This window comes from Halorientalis sp. LT38 (assembly GCF_037031225.1).
In the GTDB taxonomy this organism is placed as follows: Archaea; Halobacteriota; Halobacteria; order Halobacteriales; family Haloarculaceae; genus Halorientalis; species Halorientalis halophila.
This window is the reverse complement of sequence record NZ_JAYEZN010000001.1, coordinates 1,963,818-1,979,961: the sequence shown is the minus strand read 5'-3', so window position 1 is coordinate 1,979,961 and position 16,144 is coordinate 1,963,818. Positions and strand designations below refer to the sequence as shown.

General features: G+C 69.0%; 16 protein-coding genes. 8 read left to right on the top strand and 8 right to left on the bottom strand.

Features of this window, described 5'->3' with window-relative positions:
• Nucleotides 1-4 precede the first annotated feature (4 nt).
• Complete coding sequence (locus U5918_RS10065) at nucleotides 5-1,306, bottom strand: DUF8128 domain-containing protein (protein WP_336001220.1); 1,302 nt, start codon at nucleotides 1,304-1,306, stop codon at nucleotides 5-7.
• A gap of 178 nt (nucleotides 1,307-1,484) precedes the next feature.
• Between U5918_RS10065 and U5918_RS10060 the strand changes: the two genes are divergently transcribed.
• Nucleotides 1,485-1,679, top strand: coding sequence for a hypothetical protein (locus tag U5918_RS10060; RefSeq protein WP_336001219.1), 195 nt, complete (start codon nucleotides 1,485-1,487; stop codon nucleotides 1,677-1,679).
• On the opposite strand, the gene U5918_RS10055 is transcribed toward U5918_RS10060, so the two are convergent.
• The 5 genes from U5918_RS10055 to U5918_RS10035 all read right to left on the bottom strand — a co-directional run bounded on the left by U5918_RS10055 (nucleotide 1,676) and on the right by U5918_RS10035 (nucleotide 6,103).
• Complete coding sequence (locus tag U5918_RS10055; RefSeq protein WP_336001218.1) at nucleotides 1,676-3,325, bottom strand: spermidine synthase; 1,650 nt, start codon at nucleotides 3,323-3,325, stop codon at nucleotides 1,676-1,678. The two genes, U5918_RS10060 and U5918_RS10055, sit on opposite strands and share 4 nt — an antisense overlap.
• Before the next feature lie 82 nt (nucleotides 3,326-3,407).
• Entirely contained in the window at nucleotides 3,408-3,758 is a 351-nt protein-coding gene (locus U5918_RS10050; protein WP_336001217.1) for a type II toxin-antitoxin system PemK/MazF family toxin, read from the bottom strand.
• On the bottom strand, nucleotides 3,755-4,093 hold the full coding sequence (locus U5918_RS10045; RefSeq protein ID WP_336001216.1) for a helix-turn-helix domain-containing protein: 339 nt from the start codon (nucleotides 4,091-4,093) through the stop codon (nucleotides 3,755-3,757). Before U5918_RS10045 ends, U5918_RS10050 begins: the two co-directional genes overlap by 4 nt.
• Before the next feature lie 164 nt (nucleotides 4,094-4,257).
• Complete coding sequence (locus U5918_RS10040) at nucleotides 4,258-5,394, bottom strand: acyl-CoA dehydrogenase family protein (RefSeq protein WP_336001215.1); 1,137 nt, start codon at nucleotides 5,392-5,394, stop codon at nucleotides 4,258-4,260.
• A 103-nt stretch (nucleotides 5,395-5,497) separates the two neighbouring features.
• The gene (locus tag U5918_RS10035) at nucleotides 5,498-6,103 is read right to left on the bottom strand and encodes a class I SAM-dependent methyltransferase (protein WP_336001214.1); all 606 of its coding nucleotides are present in this window, start codon (nucleotides 6,101-6,103) and stop codon (nucleotides 5,498-5,500) included.
• A 131-nt stretch (nucleotides 6,104-6,234) separates the two neighbouring features.
• On the opposite strand from U5918_RS10035, the gene U5918_RS10030 reads away from it, so the two are divergent.
• Nucleotides 6,235-7,341 (top strand): NADH:flavin oxidoreductase/NADH oxidase, encoded by a 1,107-nt coding sequence (locus U5918_RS10030; RefSeq protein WP_336001213.1) that lies wholly within the window; start codon nucleotides 6,235-6,237, stop codon nucleotides 7,339-7,341.
• A gap of 343 nt (nucleotides 7,342-7,684) precedes the next feature.
• Here the strand turns inward: U5918_RS10030 and U5918_RS10025 are convergent, their stop codons facing one another.
• Together U5918_RS10025 and U5918_RS10020 are read right to left on the bottom strand one after the other, a co-directional pair.
• Nucleotides 7,685-9,172: a carotenoid oxygenase family protein gene (locus tag U5918_RS10025; protein WP_336001212.1), complete on the bottom strand. Its 1,488-nt coding sequence runs from the start codon at nucleotides 9,170-9,172 to the stop codon at nucleotides 7,685-7,687.
• A 191-nt stretch (nucleotides 9,173-9,363) separates the two neighbouring features.
• Nucleotides 9,364-9,975 (bottom strand): VOC family protein, encoded by a 612-nt coding sequence (locus tag U5918_RS10020; protein ID WP_336001211.1) that lies wholly within the window; start codon nucleotides 9,973-9,975, stop codon nucleotides 9,364-9,366.
• Nucleotides 9,976-10,085: 110 nt separating this feature from the next.
• Here U5918_RS10020 and U5918_RS10015 point away from each other — a divergent pair, with 110 nt between their 5' ends.
• The 6 genes from U5918_RS10015 (at nucleotide 10,086) to U5918_RS09990 (ending at nucleotide 16,089) form a co-directional block, all read left to right on the top strand.
• Nucleotides 10,086-11,096: an NADP-dependent oxidoreductase gene (locus U5918_RS10015; protein ID WP_336001210.1), complete on the top strand. Its 1,011-nt coding sequence runs from the start codon at nucleotides 10,086-10,088 to the stop codon at nucleotides 11,094-11,096.
• Nucleotides 11,097-11,188: 92 nt separating this feature from the next.
• A complete protein-coding gene (locus U5918_RS10010) occupies nucleotides 11,189-11,983 on the top strand; it encodes a helix-turn-helix transcriptional regulator (protein ID WP_336001209.1) in 795 nt (264 codons plus the stop codon).
• Nucleotides 11,984-12,225: 242 nt separating this feature from the next.
• Nucleotides 12,226-13,341, top strand: a complete 1,116-nt coding sequence (locus U5918_RS10005; protein WP_336001208.1) for a DUF1102 domain-containing protein — start codon at nucleotides 12,226-12,228, stop codon at nucleotides 13,339-13,341.
• A 59-nt stretch (nucleotides 13,342-13,400) separates the two neighbouring features.
• Nucleotides 13,401-13,877, top strand: coding sequence for a hypothetical protein (locus tag U5918_RS10000; RefSeq protein WP_336001207.1), 477 nt, complete (start codon nucleotides 13,401-13,403; stop codon nucleotides 13,875-13,877).
• Nucleotides 13,874-14,989, top strand: coding sequence for a signal peptidase I (locus U5918_RS09995; RefSeq protein ID WP_336001206.1), 1,116 nt, complete (start codon nucleotides 13,874-13,876; stop codon nucleotides 14,987-14,989). The genes U5918_RS10000 and U5918_RS09995 overlap by 4 nt, the downstream gene beginning before the upstream one ends.
• Complete coding sequence (locus tag U5918_RS09990) at nucleotides 14,986-16,089, top strand: DUF5305 domain-containing protein (RefSeq protein ID WP_336001205.1); 1,104 nt, start codon at nucleotides 14,986-14,988, stop codon at nucleotides 16,087-16,089. The genes U5918_RS09995 and U5918_RS09990 overlap by 4 nt, the downstream gene beginning before the upstream one ends.
• Nucleotides 16,090-16,144 lie beyond the last annotated feature (55 nt).

Below are 16,144 nucleotides of genomic sequence, written 5' to 3'. Positions count from 1 at the left end.
TCGATCACACCTCGAAGAGGTCGTCGAGTTCGCCGTCGAGCGGGTCGTCCTCGTCCCGGTCGGCTCCCGGGTCTTCGCTGCCCCTGCCCCCGTCCGCGTCGGCGGCCGAGAGGGGCTGGAACCGGTCGGCCTCGGCGGTCCCCTCGGCACTCCCGTCGGCACCGATCACGTCCTCCATCTGGGTGGTCTCCGGGGGGACGCCGGGGCCGGCGTCCATGTTCGCCCAGTCGACGCTCGGCGCGTTGATGGCCGCGTTCGGGAGGTGACAGAGCCCGGCGAGCTCCGCCGCCGTCACGAGGAACTTCCGCTCGTTGAAGCGGGTCAGCCGGTCGAACGCGGAGACCTCGTGGTCGCGCCCGGCGGCGTCCCGGAGCAAGCTCGGCACCGCCCGCGGCGATATCGGCGCGGGCACGACCGCCTGCTCGGTCACCGGGTGCGTGTAGCCCTCGTAGTCGCCGGCGATCTGTCGGACGCGCCGCTCGGCGGTCTCGGGGTCGCTCGCCACGGCGAAGACGCGCATGGTGACGTAGAACCCGGCGGCGCCGGCCTGCTGTTCCATCAGGCGTCCCAGCTTCTGCTCGCGGGGGGTCGGCTCCACGGTGCGGACGCCTCCGCTGAGACTCTGCTCCTGATGAGTCTCGCGGAGTTCGTAGGCGGTCACGCTCACGTCGTGGCCCCAGGGGCCGCCCCGCGACCAGCTGTCCCGCGCCGGCTCGAAGACCGTCTGGACGAAGACCCGGCAGTCGTCGCGCGCGTCGGTGCCGGTCGCGTCCGCGATCACGTCGGCGTAGGGATCGGCCAGGACCTCGCCGTCGACCGCGGCCGTCAGCGGCGACTGCAGCGGGTACCAGAACGGTCGCGCGAGTCGGGCCGTCGCAGCCGCCGCGTACTCCCCGGGCTCCACGGTCGGGAACCCCCGGTCGACCTCGTCGACGGTGACCCCGTCGTAGGCCGCGCGCACCTGGCGGTCGAACCGGTCCGCGTCCGCCTCGCTGGCCGCCGCCCAGTGGAAGGTCACGCGCTCCCCGTCACTGTAGATCTCGTGGGCGTGGTGGGCGCTCTCGTTCGAGATGCCCAGCTCCACCTCGACGTCGTGGACCGCCCGGAGCAGGGAGACGGCGGCGTCGATGCCGTCGCTCTCCCGCGGCGGTCGCGTCCGGAGCACGACCCCGCCGTCCTCGTGGTAGTCGGCCGCAGCACTCTCGATCTCCGATACGTCGTCCGCCGTGAGCTCGCGGCTCTCGTACGGCTGCTGCCCCACGCCGAGCCAGCCGAGTAGCCCCTCGATGCCTTTGCTGATCCCCATCTGACGTCCCCCGTCACCCCCCAGATCGGTGACTTGACCGATCTAACGTGTCGGTTTCTGTTGAATCTTTCGCAGACGAGTGAGGCGATCACTGCTCTACCCCGCAACCACCCAGTAACTACAACGCCCGTTTGTGGTTTGAGGAAGTTTATGTCGGGGACCGACGACTCCTCGGGTGATGGCCCGCTCGGTTAGTCCCGCCCTCCGTGCCCTCCCGCTCGCGGCCCTGGACTTCGCCGCCGCGGCCGCGCTCTATCGCTTCGTCAGCCCCGAACTCGGCGTGGTACTCGCGCTCGTCGGCGTGCTGGTGATCGCGAGCGTCGCCGGTGCGCTCTACCGAGACCTCCGCCGGCGGGGTCCGACCCGGTACTAGCCGGCCGCCGCGCCGGCCCCGGTCGTGGCGTTCCCGGTCTGGGACACGACGTATCGCCGGCCAGCGTTTGGCTCCAGCAGCGCGTCCACCGGCGCCTTGTCGTCGGTGAGGATCGGCACGTCGTCCGTCTCGACGTCGGCGCGGTAGTCGCCGATCTCCGCGGCGAGGTCGATGCCGACGTCGCGGCGCACGTTGCGCCGCTCCAGCTGTTTCTGCGTGATCCGTTCCTCCGATTTGGTCGCGATCACCTCGACGTTCTGGACGACCGTGCCGCCCTGGGTCGGGAAGCTGTACACCTGCGGGTAGACCTCGTTCATGGTCTTGTACTGCGCGCGGTAGAACTGCGAGGCCGGCCCCGTCGGCGCGGAGATGACGTTCGCCATGAGGACGCCGTCCTCGTCGAGTCGGTCGGCGGTCAACTGCATGAACTCCAGGGTCGTCAGCTGGAAGGGGACCTTGTCCTTCTTGTACGCGTCGAGGACGATCAGGTCGTAGGTGTGGTCGGTCTCGCGGAGGAACTGGCGGCCCTCGGCGTTGTGGACGCGCATGTCCGGCCGCTCCTCGGCCCCGAAGTAGTCCTCGGCGACGCGGATCACCTCGCCGTCGATCTCGACCACGTCGACGGTCACGTCGTAGTCGTTCGCGAAGCGCTTGGGCCCCGTGAACCCGCCGCCGCCGATGAACAGGACGCGGTCGACGTCGCCCGACTCGTGGGGGGCGTCCGCAGTCCCGCCATCCGGGCCGTCAGAGCCGTTCGACCCCGCGGTCCCGTTGCGCCAGTCGGTCATCAGGAGCGGGAGGTGGAAGTAGCGGGTGTAGTCGAAGACGTGGCGATTGGGCTGCTCCAGGTCCATCGCGCTGTGGGGCTGGCCGTCGAGATAGAGCGTCCGGGTGTCACCGAGATCGGCGACGACGAGTTCCTGGTAGGCCGTCTGGGTCTGGTAGACCGTCTCGCCGCGGACGGAGTAACCCGCCGAGGGGACGGCGACGGCGCCGACGAGCAGGACGGCGACGAAGACAGTCGCCAGCACCGTCCGCCGGGGGAACGCGGGCGAGAGGATGTAGAGCGACGTGACCACGAGGAGGAGGCCGAAGACCAGGCCGATCATCGACACCGACAGCGCGGGGATCAACACGAAGGTCGCGCCGAAGGCACCGACGATGCTACCGATCGTCCCGACGGCGTAGACGTGCCCGGAGGCCGCCCCGGTGCTCTCCTTTCTCGATAGCTCCGCCCCGTACGGGCTGATGAACCCCAGCAGGTAGGTCGGCGGCCCGAAGAGGACCGTCACCGCCGGGAGCGACGAGAAGCGGGGCGGCAGCGGGAAGCCCGAAAGTCCGACCAGCAGGAGGTCACCGGCCAGGATGAGCACGGCGACGAACGCGCCCGTGGCGAGCAGGATCCGGACGAGTCGCTCGTCCGTCGCGCGTCTGCTGGCGCGCTTCCCGCCCTGGTAGTACCCCAGCGACAGCGCCGCCAGGAACACGCCGATGATCGACCCCCAGGTGTAGATGCTGCTCCCGAACTGGGGCGCCACCATCCGCCCCGCCAGGATCTCGAGTCCCATGCTGACAACGCCGGAGACGAAGACCGCGGCCTCAGGTCTCGTCACCCGGTCGGAGAACCGCTGCGGGAACCCACTCATTCCCCGATGTTACGGGGTCGCCGACCTAAAGGCCGGCGGGTTCGACCGCCGGCGGGCAGTCGACGGCGGGGCGGCAGGGCGTTCAGAGATACGTCTGTAACGTCTCGACCGCACGGTCGATGGGTGAATCTCGGATCCGGCAGACGTAGTCGGTCGCGAGAGCCGGGTCCAGGGACGCGACAGCGTGTGGGACAATCGCGCTGTCACGCGGCGCGCGCCGGTGTCTGAAGTCACCGTCGGTCAGTGGAATTCGCTCGTCGTACCACGTCCGGGTGGTCAGCCCCATGACGACGTACTGCTCGCCGTCGAACGGGTGGCGCTCGTTGTTCACGATGACCCACGGCCGCGTCGCCTCGTCGTCGGGCTTGAACGGGTCCGGTGCGAGGACGACGTGGCCCCGACGCAACGACTCGAAGTCGGGTTGTTCGCTCACTGTTCCTCGGCGGCGTCGAGCCACTCCTCGCGGCTCTCGGGACCCAGTTCCTCGTCGAGGAAGGCCGCGGCCGACTGGAACATCGCCGCGTCTCGCACACGCTCGAGGTCGCCGACCGCCCAGTACGGTTCCTTGTGCCGGACCAGCCCCCGGTCTTCGAGGCGATTCAAGACCGGATGAATCGAGTTCTCCGCGACGCCGGTTCGGTCGGCGATTTCGGCCGCCTTGAACGCCTGCTCGCGGTTGCGAACCAGAAACTCGAGGGCCCGCTCGGCGTTCGTGACGCTCCGGTCGGCCGCGTCGAACTCGTCGAACTCGTCGATGCTGATCGGCATCGCTCACTCTACCCTAAGGCTGCCCGCCTGAAAAATGTATGCCTATATCCTGTATGATGTACGATGTATTATCGACTGTCTCGGCGAATCGGTGTCACGGGCCTCCTGCTACGTATCCCTCGACAACTGGGTCCGCACTCGGCGAAAAAACGACGGGTGCCGATTTAGAGCCGGTCGGCGATGATGTTCTTCTGGATCTCGCTGGTGCCCTCGTAGATCTTGGTGATCCGGGCGTCCCTGTAATATCGCTCGACGGGGTGGTCGGTGACGTAGCCGGCGCCGCCGTGGACCTGGATGGCCTCGTCGGCGACGTCGACGGCGTGTTCCGACGCGAAGAGCTTCGCCATGCTGGCGAACTTCGCGGCCAGCTGGTCGTCGCCCTCTTCTACTGTGGAGGCGGCCCGGTAGGTAAGCGAGCGGGCGGCCTCGACGTTCGTCGCCATCTCGGCGAGCTTGTGCTGGATGGCCTGGAACTCGTTGATCTTCTGGCCGAACTGCTCGCGCTCGTCGGCGTACTCGAGGGCGGCGTCGAGCGCGCCCTGGGCCGCGCCGACGGCCTGGGCCGCGACGCTCGTCCGCCCGGAGGCGAAGAAGTCCATCAGCTGGTAAAAGCCCTTGTCGACCTCGCCGATGACGTTGTCCTCGGGGACTCTGACGTCGTCGAGGATTACCTCGGCCAGGTCGGAGGCGCGGATGCCGAGCTTGTTGTCGATCTTCTCGGTCTCGACGCCCTCGGTGTCCATCGGCACGAGGATGGCGGTGATCCCCTTGTGACCCGCGTCGGGCGTGGTCTTGGTCATCGCGACGCCGACGTCGGCGACGGTGCCGTTGGTGATCCACATCTTGTTGCCGTTGATGACCCACTCGTCGCCGTCCTTCTCGGCGCGGGTCTCGATGCCGGCGACGTTCGACCCGTGGGCCGGCTCGGAGATCATCGAACAGGAGGCCGACTCGCCGTTCGCGATCGGCGGCAGGTACTCCTCTTTCATCCAGTCGTCGCCGTACTTGACGATCATGTTCGTCCCGAAGCCGGCCGAGCCGACGGCGCTCCCGATGCCCGGGTCGGCCCGCCACAGCTCCTCGGTCACGATGCTCGAGGACAGCGAGTCCATCCCCGCGCCGCCGTACTCGACCGGGATGTTCGGCGCGACGAAGTCGGCCTCGGCGGCCTTCCGCCGGATCTCCTCCGGATACTCCTTGTTCTCGTCGTGTTCCTTCGCGACCGGCTCCATCTCTTTCTCCCCGAACTCGCGCACTGCCTTCCGGATCGCGCGGTGTTCGTCGGATAGCTGGAACGCCATACTTCCGTTTTCGGCCTTTTCTGTAAAATATATTCCGGGAGGGGATTACGGTGTTAAGGAAACTCTCGGGATCGAAGACTGGTGTAAATAAACGTGGACTAGATCAGGGGTCGGCGATCTCGGGATAGGACTGGTGCCCGCCGGTCGTGTTCCGGGCGAGCACGCGGGCGGTCGCGCCCCGCCGCCCGTCGCGGCGCTCCGTGCGCTCGTCGTAGTACAGGACTGTGAGATCGAGACAGGCCCGCAGCAGTTCGTTCGCGGCGAAGCGATAGCGGTCGGTGCTCGGCCCCCGGTCCAGTTCGTCGCTCGACCGGAGGTGGTGCTGGACGAAGAGGTAGCCACCGGGTTCCAGCGCGTCCTTGATGTCCGAGAGGCGGTCCAGCGCGCGGTAGAAACTGATGGTCACCACCGCGTATCGGGAGTCGGGGAACCCGTGGCTCGGCACGTCGGTCTGGACGAGTTCGAGGCGGTCGGCGACGCCGCGTTCGCGGGCGTTCCTCCGGGTGATCTCCAGACCGGCGCGGGACTGGTCCAGCGCGTCGACGCGATACCCTTCGCTCGCCAGGAAAACGGCGTTCCGGCCGGTCCCGGTCGCCACGTCCAGCGCGCGGCCCTCGGGAAACGAATCCACGTACCGTTCCAGCAGCGGATCCGGTTCCGGATCGGTCGGGTACTCCCCCTCGCGGAACCGCTCGTCCCAGGTGGGCATGGGCGTGTCGAGGGCCGGCGGGACCGTCAATACCGGGGATCGAGGGCGTCGCGGGGAGCCGCGCGGCACCGGAACCGGCCCGTCTCGCCGCGAGCGCCGGGGCTTTGCCGGGCCGACCCGTCGGGTCCGTGATGAGTGCCGATCTCTTTACGTCGCTGCAGCTCTCGGAAACAACGCTTCCGAACCGCGTGATGGTGTCGCCGATGTGCCAGTACTCCTGCGAGGACCGCGACGGGCTCGCGACGGACTGGCACTTCCAGCACCTCGCCAGCCGCGCCGTGGGTGGCGCTGGCGTCGTGATGACCGAGGCCACCGCCGTCGAGCCCCGCGGTCGCATCTCCCCCGAGGACCTGGGAATCTGGAGCGACGAGCACGCCGACGCCCTCTCGGACATCACCGAATTCGTCCGCGAGCAGGGGAGCGCCCCCGCCATCCAGCTCGCCCACGCCGGCCGGAAGGCCGCCACGTCTCGCCCGTGGGAAGGCCACGGCCCCCTCCAGCCCGACGAGGGTGGCTGGGAGACGCTCGCGCCGACCGACGAGCCCTACCCCTACGAGGCCGACGCGCCGCCGATCCGCCGGGCCACCGAGGCCGACCTCGCGGACGTGCGCGAGGCCTTCGCCGACGCGGCCCGCCGGGCCCGCGACGCGGGCTTCGAGATCGCCGAGGTCCACGCCGCCCACGGCTATCTCCTCCACGAGTTCCTCTCGCCGGTCACCAACACCCGCGACGACGCCTATGGGGGTGACTTCGAGTCCCGGATCCGCTTCCCCCTCGAGGTGATCGAAGCCGTCCGCGAGGTCTGGCCCGACGACAGGCCACTGTTCGTCCGCATCTCCGCGACCGACTGGCTCCCGGATCGCGACTCGTGGACCGTCGACGACTCGATCCGCTTCGCCGACCGGGCGAGCGAGGCCGGCGTCGACCTCATCGACGTCTCCGGCGGCGGGATCCACCCCGACCAGCAGGTGCCCGACGGGGGACCGGGCTACCAGATCAGTTACGGCCGGCGCATTAGAGAAGAGAGCGAGGCGGCACCGGAAGACCTGAAGGTCGGCGCCGTCGGCGGCATCACGACGCCGGAACAGGCCGATGCCCTCGTGCGAAACGACCGGGGCGACCTGGCGATCGTCGGCCGGGAGCACCTGCGGGATCCGTACTTCACGCTCCACGCCGCGCAGAAACTGGGGAGAGAGGAGGCGGTCGACGTGCCGTCGCAGTACTTCCGGGCGTTCTGAGGGAGCCGAAGACTACTGTTGGCCGGTTTCTTCCCGGTTGATCGGCAGGGTGTCTCCCCTCGAAGTCCGCCACAGGGGCTAGTAAAACTGCAGCGTGTCGTTACATGGATCACAGGAGGATCGATTTCAACTCCGCTGAGCGTGAACAACCTGCTCCGTGTGTCCGTCGAGGTATCGCTGTCGGTTCTACCAGACCTCGTTGACGATCAGGTGACTCTGCTGCATACAGGGCGCATATCCAGCAAGAAGGGTTCCTTGACAGTCTCGTCTTTGCCCGAGATCGCATCACGGGATAGCCCGCTGCGGAAGTCCTGCGCCGCACCACTGGTCCAGGGGGCTGCAGTCAACCGGCGGGCTTCGCCCGGACCTCGGGGAAGTACCGGCCGTGGAAGTCGAAGGGGACGAAGTGAGGGAGGACGGCTCGCGCCCGCTCGTCGAACCGCTGACCGTCGAGGACGAGCAGGCGCGAGCGGCCCGCGTCGACGTCCAGAGCCACCGTCAGCACCACGCCGGCATCCTCGGTAGCGCCGTCTCCGGGGACGAATATTGGCTCGCCGAAGTAGTCGCCGCCGCTATCGAATTCGCTCACGTCGCCGGTTTCCGTATCGTACTTGACCACGCCGGTCGCCCACTCGGTCGCCGGTTGGTCCATACTCATCGCGTAGACGTAGCGGTGCGACCGACACCAGCGTGCCGGCGAGACTGTCGGCAGGGCCGTGCCATCGTCGTACAGCATTTCCCGGCTTACAGTTGTGTCTTCGGCGCCGTATCGGGCACGTCCCGTCACGCCCCCGAGGTCGACAGTGAATCGCTCGAGACGCCCCGCGATGGCGTTCAGATCACCGTCGCGGAGGCTTTCCAGGGAGAGTTCCCCGATGGCGGTCGCGTCCGGAATGGTCTCCACGTCGAAGACGAGTTCCGTCCCGCCGTCCCGCTCGAACGCGTTGACGTGGTGAAAACCGAACACGGCATCCGCGACGGGCTCCGCGAGTACCCTGCCGCTGGATCGATCCATAACGATCACCCGAGTTCCGCGGTCTGGCTGCCACTCGAACTGTTCGATGAACGGGGCCTGCCGCCCCGGTGTGAGGAAGGTGAGCGGGTTCACCCGGAGCGGGAACTCCGTGAGGACGACGTAGCGTGGAGTCAACGCGAAGCTGTGCATATACGCTGGCGCATCCGTCTCGACGCTGCCGACGTGTCGCCGTCCGCCGTCGTCTGTCAGGGCGTGTACGTGATAGGTACTGGTGCGGCCGAATTCCGTCTCGAAGTTGAACATCGTCCCCGTGGCGGGATCGCGTTTCAAGTGGGCGCACGCGAGCTGACCGACGGGTGCAGACCCGTCGTACTGGAAGTGTCCCTCGACCCCGAGCGTGTCCGGATCGACCACGACGGCGCGCGGTGATTCGGTCAGCGCGAGGTAGCGGTCGCCGATCCGTTCGACGATGATGTTGGTATTGTCGTACGGCTCGGTAACGAACGCTCTGAGGCGTTCCCGAAGCGTGGTCTCACCGGTGGCGAACCCGCCCGTGAACTGCCCTGTTCGGGCCTCCTCGTAGGCGTCCGTTTCGAGGAATCGGTTCCGGTAGTGGACGGCGTCCTCCGCTCCGGTGGTGGATCCTCTGGCCTGGTTGCCGGGGTCGAAGGTGAACCGGTAGCACATTGCCAGACCGTCGAACCAGTGATCGACGCTCTCGCCGCCGGCGAGCGAGAAGGTTCCTGGGCCGTTGCGGATGAGACTCCCGGTCAACCACTCGGGGAGTGATCCCTCGACGGCGAGGGACGCCGCCCGCTCGTCCTCGAGCGAGTGGAAGCCAGGATACGACTCCATACTCTCCCAACCGGTCCACGACGGGTAAATGATACCGGTGGTGTGTGTCGACTGTTCACTGATGGGGGCGCTTCGCGCCTTTCGTCAGTACCAGAACGCGGAGCGGTCTGGTTAGCAGTCAGAAGTCGAAGACGTCTGGCGACATCACGAGAGCGCTCCGCTCTCTCAGACGACGGGAAACCGGTGGCTGCTCAGAACGTCGACCCGCTCGGCGCGTCGGGCAGTTCCACCTTCTCGTACTCGATGCCGAGTTCGTTCAGCGCCGCCTCCATATCTTCCTCGCGGGCGAAGTCCGCGCCGGCCTCCTCGCGGATGCGCTGGGCGGTCGCCAGTACCTCCCCTTTGCGCTCGTCGGGGACGGAGAACTTGTCCGTCGACAGTTCGAGCAGGAAGCCGTTGTGGTCGCGGGTGTACAGCGAGTGGAAGATACCCCGGTCGAACTCGTTGTAGTGGCGATCGGCGTCCTCGAGCGCCTCCCGGATCTCGACGAACCGCTCGGGGTCGATCGAGAGCGCGAGGTGGTGGACGCCCCCCACGCCGCCCCGCGGGGGCTGCTGGTTCGACGGTCGGTCGCCGACGAAGAAGGTGATGATCCGGCCGTCGCCGGTGTCGAAGAAGAGGTGCGTCGACGAGGGGTCGTCGAGATTGGGCTGGCGGAGCACCAGCGGCATCCCCAGCAGGTCGCGGTAGAACTCGATCGTGTCCGCCTCGTTGCTGCCGATCAGCGTGATGTGGTCGGTCCCTGTCGTGTGAATCGGGCTGTCCGGGAGGTCCGCGGTCACCTCGGGGGTGTCGTCTGCCATGGCCCCGCCTAGGGAAGGGAGCCGTTTGGGCCTGTCGGGAGCCTCGGGGGCCGAGCTGGCGGGTTCGCCGAACCGAACACTGAACTGGCAGAGACCCGTTTCCCGGAGTCATGGCTGGCACCAACCGGCAGTGGATCCTGGAGAGTCGCCCGACCGGCGAACCGACGATGGACAACTTCGAGTTGCGCGAGGGCGACGTGCCCGAACCCGATCACGGGGAGGTCCTGCTCGAGTCCCGCTACCTCTCGGTCGACCCGTACATGCGCGGCCGGATGCGCGACGCCGAGTCCTACGCCGAGCCGTGGGACGTGGGCGACGTGATGAAAGCCGGCGTGGTCGGTGACGTGGTCGAATCGAACCACCCCGACTTCGAGGAAGGCGACGTCGCCACGGGGAACCTCCGGTGGGCCGAGTACAGCGTCGCGGACGGCGACGCGCTCCAGCCCGTCGATCCGGACCTCGCGCCCGTCTCGACCGCGCTGGGCGTGCTGGGGATGCCCGGCCGGACGGCCTACTTCGGGACGCTGGAAGTCGCCGAACCGGACCCCGGCGACACCGTCCTCGTCTCCGGTGCGGCGGGCGCGGTCGGCTCCGTCGTCGGCCAAATCAGCAAGCTCGCGGGCTGTCGCGTCGTCGGCATCGCGGGTGCCGACGAGAAGATCGACTGGCTGACCGAGGACCTGGGCTTCGACGCGGGGATCAACTACAAAGAGACCGACGACCTCTACGCCGCGGTCGGCGAGGCCTGTCCCGACGGCGTCGACGTCTACTTCGACAACGTCGGCGGGGAGATCACGGACGCCGCGTTCGCCCACCTGAACGTCCGCGCCCGCGTGGCGATCTGCGGCCAGATTTCCCTCTATAACGCCACCGAGCAGCCGATGGGGCCCCGCAAATTGGCGGGCCTGATCGAGACCCGCGCTCGCGTCGAGGGGCTGCTCGTCCGGGACTGGGCCGGCCGGTTCGGCGAGGCCACGGAACAGCTGGCCGAGTGGGTCCAGGCCGGCGACGTGCAGTACCGCGAGACCGTCACCGAGGGCTTCGAGAACATGCCCGAGGCGTTCCTCGGGCTCTTCGAGGGCGTCAACGTCGGCAAGCAGCTGGTGAAAGTCGAGGACTGACGGGGCTGTCGTCGCTCTGCGGCCGCGACGTACCGCCGCACTCGCGGCCGAGCGGGTAGACTCAAGTCGGTTCCCATACCCGTTCCAGAGAGATGACCGACGTGTTCGACGCCCTCGAGTTCTTCGGCGGGTCGCGCAACCGGATTCGGCTGTTCGAGACGCTGGCCGCCGGTCCGCGGGACAGGCGGACGCTCCAGCGGGAGGCCGACGTCAACCGGGTGACCGCGGGCCGCGTGCTCGCGGATCTGGTCGAGTTCGGCTGGGTGCGGCAGCGAGACGACGCGTACGCGCTGACGCCGATGGGTGAGGTCGTGGCCGATGCCCTGGCGGACTTCGACGACCGGCTCACGGCCGCGGCGACCCTCGGAGACGTGCTCGAGTGGCTCCCTCTCGCGGATCTGGGACTGGACGTGACCTGGCTGGCGGACGCGACGGTGGTCACGCCCGAGCGATCGGACCCCCAGGCCGCGCTCCGGCGCGCCCACGAAACCGTGCGCGAGGCCACCGATCTGGCGATGCTCTCCCACGCGTTCACCCCGGCGATCGTCGATACCGTCCACCGACGCGTCATGGACGGGGAACTGACCCTGGAGATGATCGTCACCGCCGAGGTCCTCTCCGTCGTCGCGAGCGACCCGGATCTCGCCGCGAAACTCCGGGACCTGACAGCGTCGTCGGCGGCCACCGTCTTCCGTTACGACGGCGAGATCCCGCACATCCTCGCCGTCGCGGACGACCTGATCTCGCTCGGCATCGACGACGACCGGGGGCGATCACAGGCGCTTCTGGAGGCGACCGACCCCCGGCTCCACGACTGGGCGACCGGGACGCTCGACGAGTACCGGGCCGCGGCGACGAAAGTGACGGCAGCTGATATTTCTCCGTAATCGGTTCTTCGTGGAGTAACACTGGATCGAGCGATCGGTCCGGAGAGCCTCACGGGACGCACTCTGCCGAAACGTTCACGCCGTGAACGTCTGAACGTCAAGTGTACGACAACTTATATATGCGCAGCTGGCTTCTTGACGGTAACCAGTCGAGACGATTCGGACGGGCCGGTGGGTCGGTCCCTGCTGATGGGGTCTCGGCGGGGGAAACGATGAGTACACGCTATACACGGAACCTCGCAGTGGCAACGCTCGGACTCGCCGTCGTCGTGGCAGCGGTCACGGCAACCGGCGCGTTCACCGCGATCACCGCCGACAGGGCGGCCGCAGTCGAAGTCGTCAACGACGACCAACAGGTGCTCGGTCTGGCACCCTCGGACGGCCCCAACGGCGCGTACGCGACCGTCGACGCGAACGGCGTCCTGAGTCTCGATATCGCCGGAGACACCGGCGTCGGGACGGAGGCTCGCACGCGCATCGACGACGTGTTCACGGTGACGAACCAGGGGACCCAGACCGTCGGCGTCTGGCTCGAAGACGGCGTCGAGGAGGTCGTCTTCTACGCCCCCGATTCCGACGGCGGTGACGGGACGGCCATCACCGGCTTCGGATCCTTCCAGCCGCTCGACGCCGGCCCCGAGGGCGCGGTCGCCCTCGCACCGGGCGAGTCCGTCACCGTGGGGATCGGTATCGACACGCGCGGCGTCGACGTCGGGACGACGCTCCTCGAAACCGTGCGTATCAACGCGAACGCCATCGTCGGCGATGGCGGCGACGCGCCCGTCGAAGCGGCGCAATTCGACCGCGAGAACTCCTCGCTGCTCGTCAACGGGACGGCCTTCGTGAACTCGGACGGCGCGCTCTACAGCAAGACCGCGGACGCCTACCTCCGCGACAGCTACGTCGCGCTCCCGGCTTCGGCCGTGCCGAAGGCGTACTACACGGATTACGCGGCGTTCCAGCCGGGCGAGACCTGGTTCCCGGACACGCTGTTCGATTCGGACGCCTTCGCCGCTGACGACCTCGTGTACGTCCCCGGTGAGACGGTCGCCGCCGACGGCGTCGTCCTCGGCGACGCCGAGGCGACCGTCATGGCGAACGGGGTCGTGGTGACGCCGGCGACGGCGTTCCCGGACAGCACGTTCTTCCCCGACAGCATATTCTTCCCTGACAGCGCGTTCTTCCCGGACAGCACGTTCTTCCCCGGGGCCGACTGGAACGTCGACGAGACCGCCTTCCCGGACGCGAACTTCTTCCCGGGCGACTCGTTCGTCACCGACCCGGACAACATGGAGCCGACAGACCGCCAGCTCATGGAGAACGGCTTCCTGAACGCCGAAGCGGTCGGTGACGACTGAATGCGGAATGCACGCCGGCCCGGCCCGGCACTGACGACCTCGGTCGTCCGGACCCGACCGTGACTGCACTCGCACGGCTCGGCGTCGCGTGCGTCGTGCTGGCGGTCGCACTCGCCGTCACCGGCTCGGCCGGGACGACGGCCGTGAGCGCCGACCGCGCGGCGTCGATCGCGACCGGCACCGACGCCGAGGCGTCCCTCGGCCTCGAGCCGCTGGACCCGCCGCTGGCCAACGGCCGGGAGCGGGAGGTGGGGCTGCTGCGGCTCCACAACCGGCTGCCCGCCGACCTGGATACGGTTCGGGTCACCATCGCGGATCCGGACGCCCGGCCGCCGCGCTCGGGGACCGACGAGTGGGTGCGCCCGCTGTCGGTCGGCGAGACCGCCACGGTCACCGCCGCGGTCGTCTGCGGCGGTCGCGGGCAGTTCCAGGAGGAGTGGACGCTATCGATCGTCGCGACCGGCCCGGACACGGAAATCCGCGCGACTCGCACGGTGACCGTCGCCTGTACTGGTCCCGCGGAGGCGCCGTCGTGACCGCGCGTCGCCTGCTGGTGCGCGGCGGACAACTCCTCGTCGCCTGCCTGGCGGTCGCCGTCCTGCTCGGCCTGGTGCTCGGGCAGCCCGTGCTGTTGAGTTACGTCGAGACCGGGAGCATGGCGCCGACCCTCCAGCCGGGCGACGGCTTCGTCGCCGTCCCGGCCGCGCTCGCGGGCCCCGTCGAACCCGGCGACGTGGTGACCTATCGAGCCGAACGGCTCCAGGGAGGGGGGCTGACGACGCACCGGGTCGTCGCGGTGACCGACGCGGGCTACGTCACGAAGGGGGACGCGAACGCGGTGACCGACCAGGAGAGCGTCGAGCCGCCGGTCCGCGAGGAACAGGTCGTCGCGACCGCCCTCGCCGTCGGCGGCGACGTCCTGGTGCTCCCCGGTGTCGGCCGAGTCGTGACTGGTATCCGCGGGCTCGCGGCCCCGGTCGCCACCGCGCTGGGACTCGGAGCCCACGCCGGACTCGTTCTCGTCCTCGGCGTCCTCGGTGTCGCCCTCTACCTGGTCGGGACGGTCCGGGCGGACCGGCGCCCGACGCGGGAGGGCGCTGGGCCGTCGCTGGACGGGAACGCGCTCGTCCTCGCGCTGGTCGTCCTCGTCGTCGCCGTGACGACCGCGAGCGTGGTGCTCCCGGCCGGTGCGACGCGACTCGACGTGGTCAGCGCCGACACCGACGCGCCCGGGCCGCGCGTGATCGAAGCCGGGACGACCGAGACGACGAACTACTCGCTGCGGAACCCGGGGCTCGTACCCGTCGTGGCCTTCCTCGAAGCGCCCGACGACGCCGTGGCGGTGACGCCCGACCACGTTTCCGTCGAGGGCACCACTGCGACGAACGCCACGGTCTCGATCACCGCGCCACCGGCGACGGGCTACTACCGCTACGCGCTCGTCGAGGACCGCTATCTCGCCGTGCTGCCGACGTCCGTCCTGGCCGCGCTCCGCGGGATCCATCCGTGGCTCCCGATCCTGGTCGTCGACGCGCTGGTGGCCGGCCCCGTCTTGCTCGTCGGGCGAGTCCTCGTCGCTCGCGGCGGGCTGGCGGCCCGAACTCGCCCCGTGCCGCTTCGCGTCCGACTCCGGCGGTGGGTGCGATGACGCCGCCGCCGTCGACCGCCGACTCTGCGGCCGTCGACCGATGGGACCGATTGCGGGTGGCGCTCGCCGACTGGCGGACGCTCCTTCTCGTTCTCGGTGTCCTCGCCCTCGCCGGGGGCGGTCTGCTCGTCTTCGACACGCACGTCGCCCCGGGCACGGCAGAGGAACGGCGCACCGAGGTCCTCTTCGAGCGCAGCGGGGGCTACGACCACCGGGCGACGGTCGCGCGGTCCACGGACCTGTACCCCGCGGGGACGACGCTGCGGGACCGGTCGGTCTACTTCACGAGCGTCGCCCCGGTCCTGAACGGGACGCTCGTCTACCGCTACGACTCGCCGCACGACGACCCGGTGACGGTGACGACCCGGGCCGAACTCGTGACGCGCTCGGTCGACCGCACGGGCGAGACCGAGTACTGGCGCGAGACGCGCCCGCTCGCCGGGAGCGAATCGACGACCGTCGCCGGCGACGGTGTGGTCAGGGTCCCGTTCGGCGTGAACGTCTCGGCGCTGGCCGACCGCGCCGACCGCATCGACGCGGACCTGGGCGGCGACCCCGGCCGCCCCGAGGCGACCGTCCGGACGACCGTTCGCGTGCGGGGGACCATCGAGGGGCGGCCGGTCGACCTGACCGAGGCCTACGAACTCCACCTCGGTCTCGGGGGTGCCACCTACGCAGTCTCCCAGGGGGACCGGGAGACGACTGCCGTCGAGACGACGGACACCGCGACGGTCCCCGCGACCTACGGGCCGGTGCGTGGCGTGGGTTCCGTCCTGCTCCTGCTGGTCGGAAGCGCCGGACTCGTCGGGCTGGGGACCCTCCAGCTGACGGGCCGCCTCGCGGTGTCGGCGGAAGAGCGCGAACGCCTCGCCTTCGCCGCGGACCGCGCCGCCTACGACGACTGGATCACCACGGGGGCGCTCGCGGGCGACGTCGCGTCGCGTCCCACTTTCGCCGTCGCCTCGCTCGACGCGCTGGTCGACGCCGCGATCGATAGCGAGACGCGGGTCCTGCACGTTCCGGACCGCGGCCGATACCTCGTGGTCACGGACGCGCTCGTGTACGTCTACGAGCCGCCGGGGACTGCCCCGAGCCAGTGACGCTGCCCGACCCGCACCCGCCCGCTGGCGTGCGAACAGGTATTTACCCGTCGCG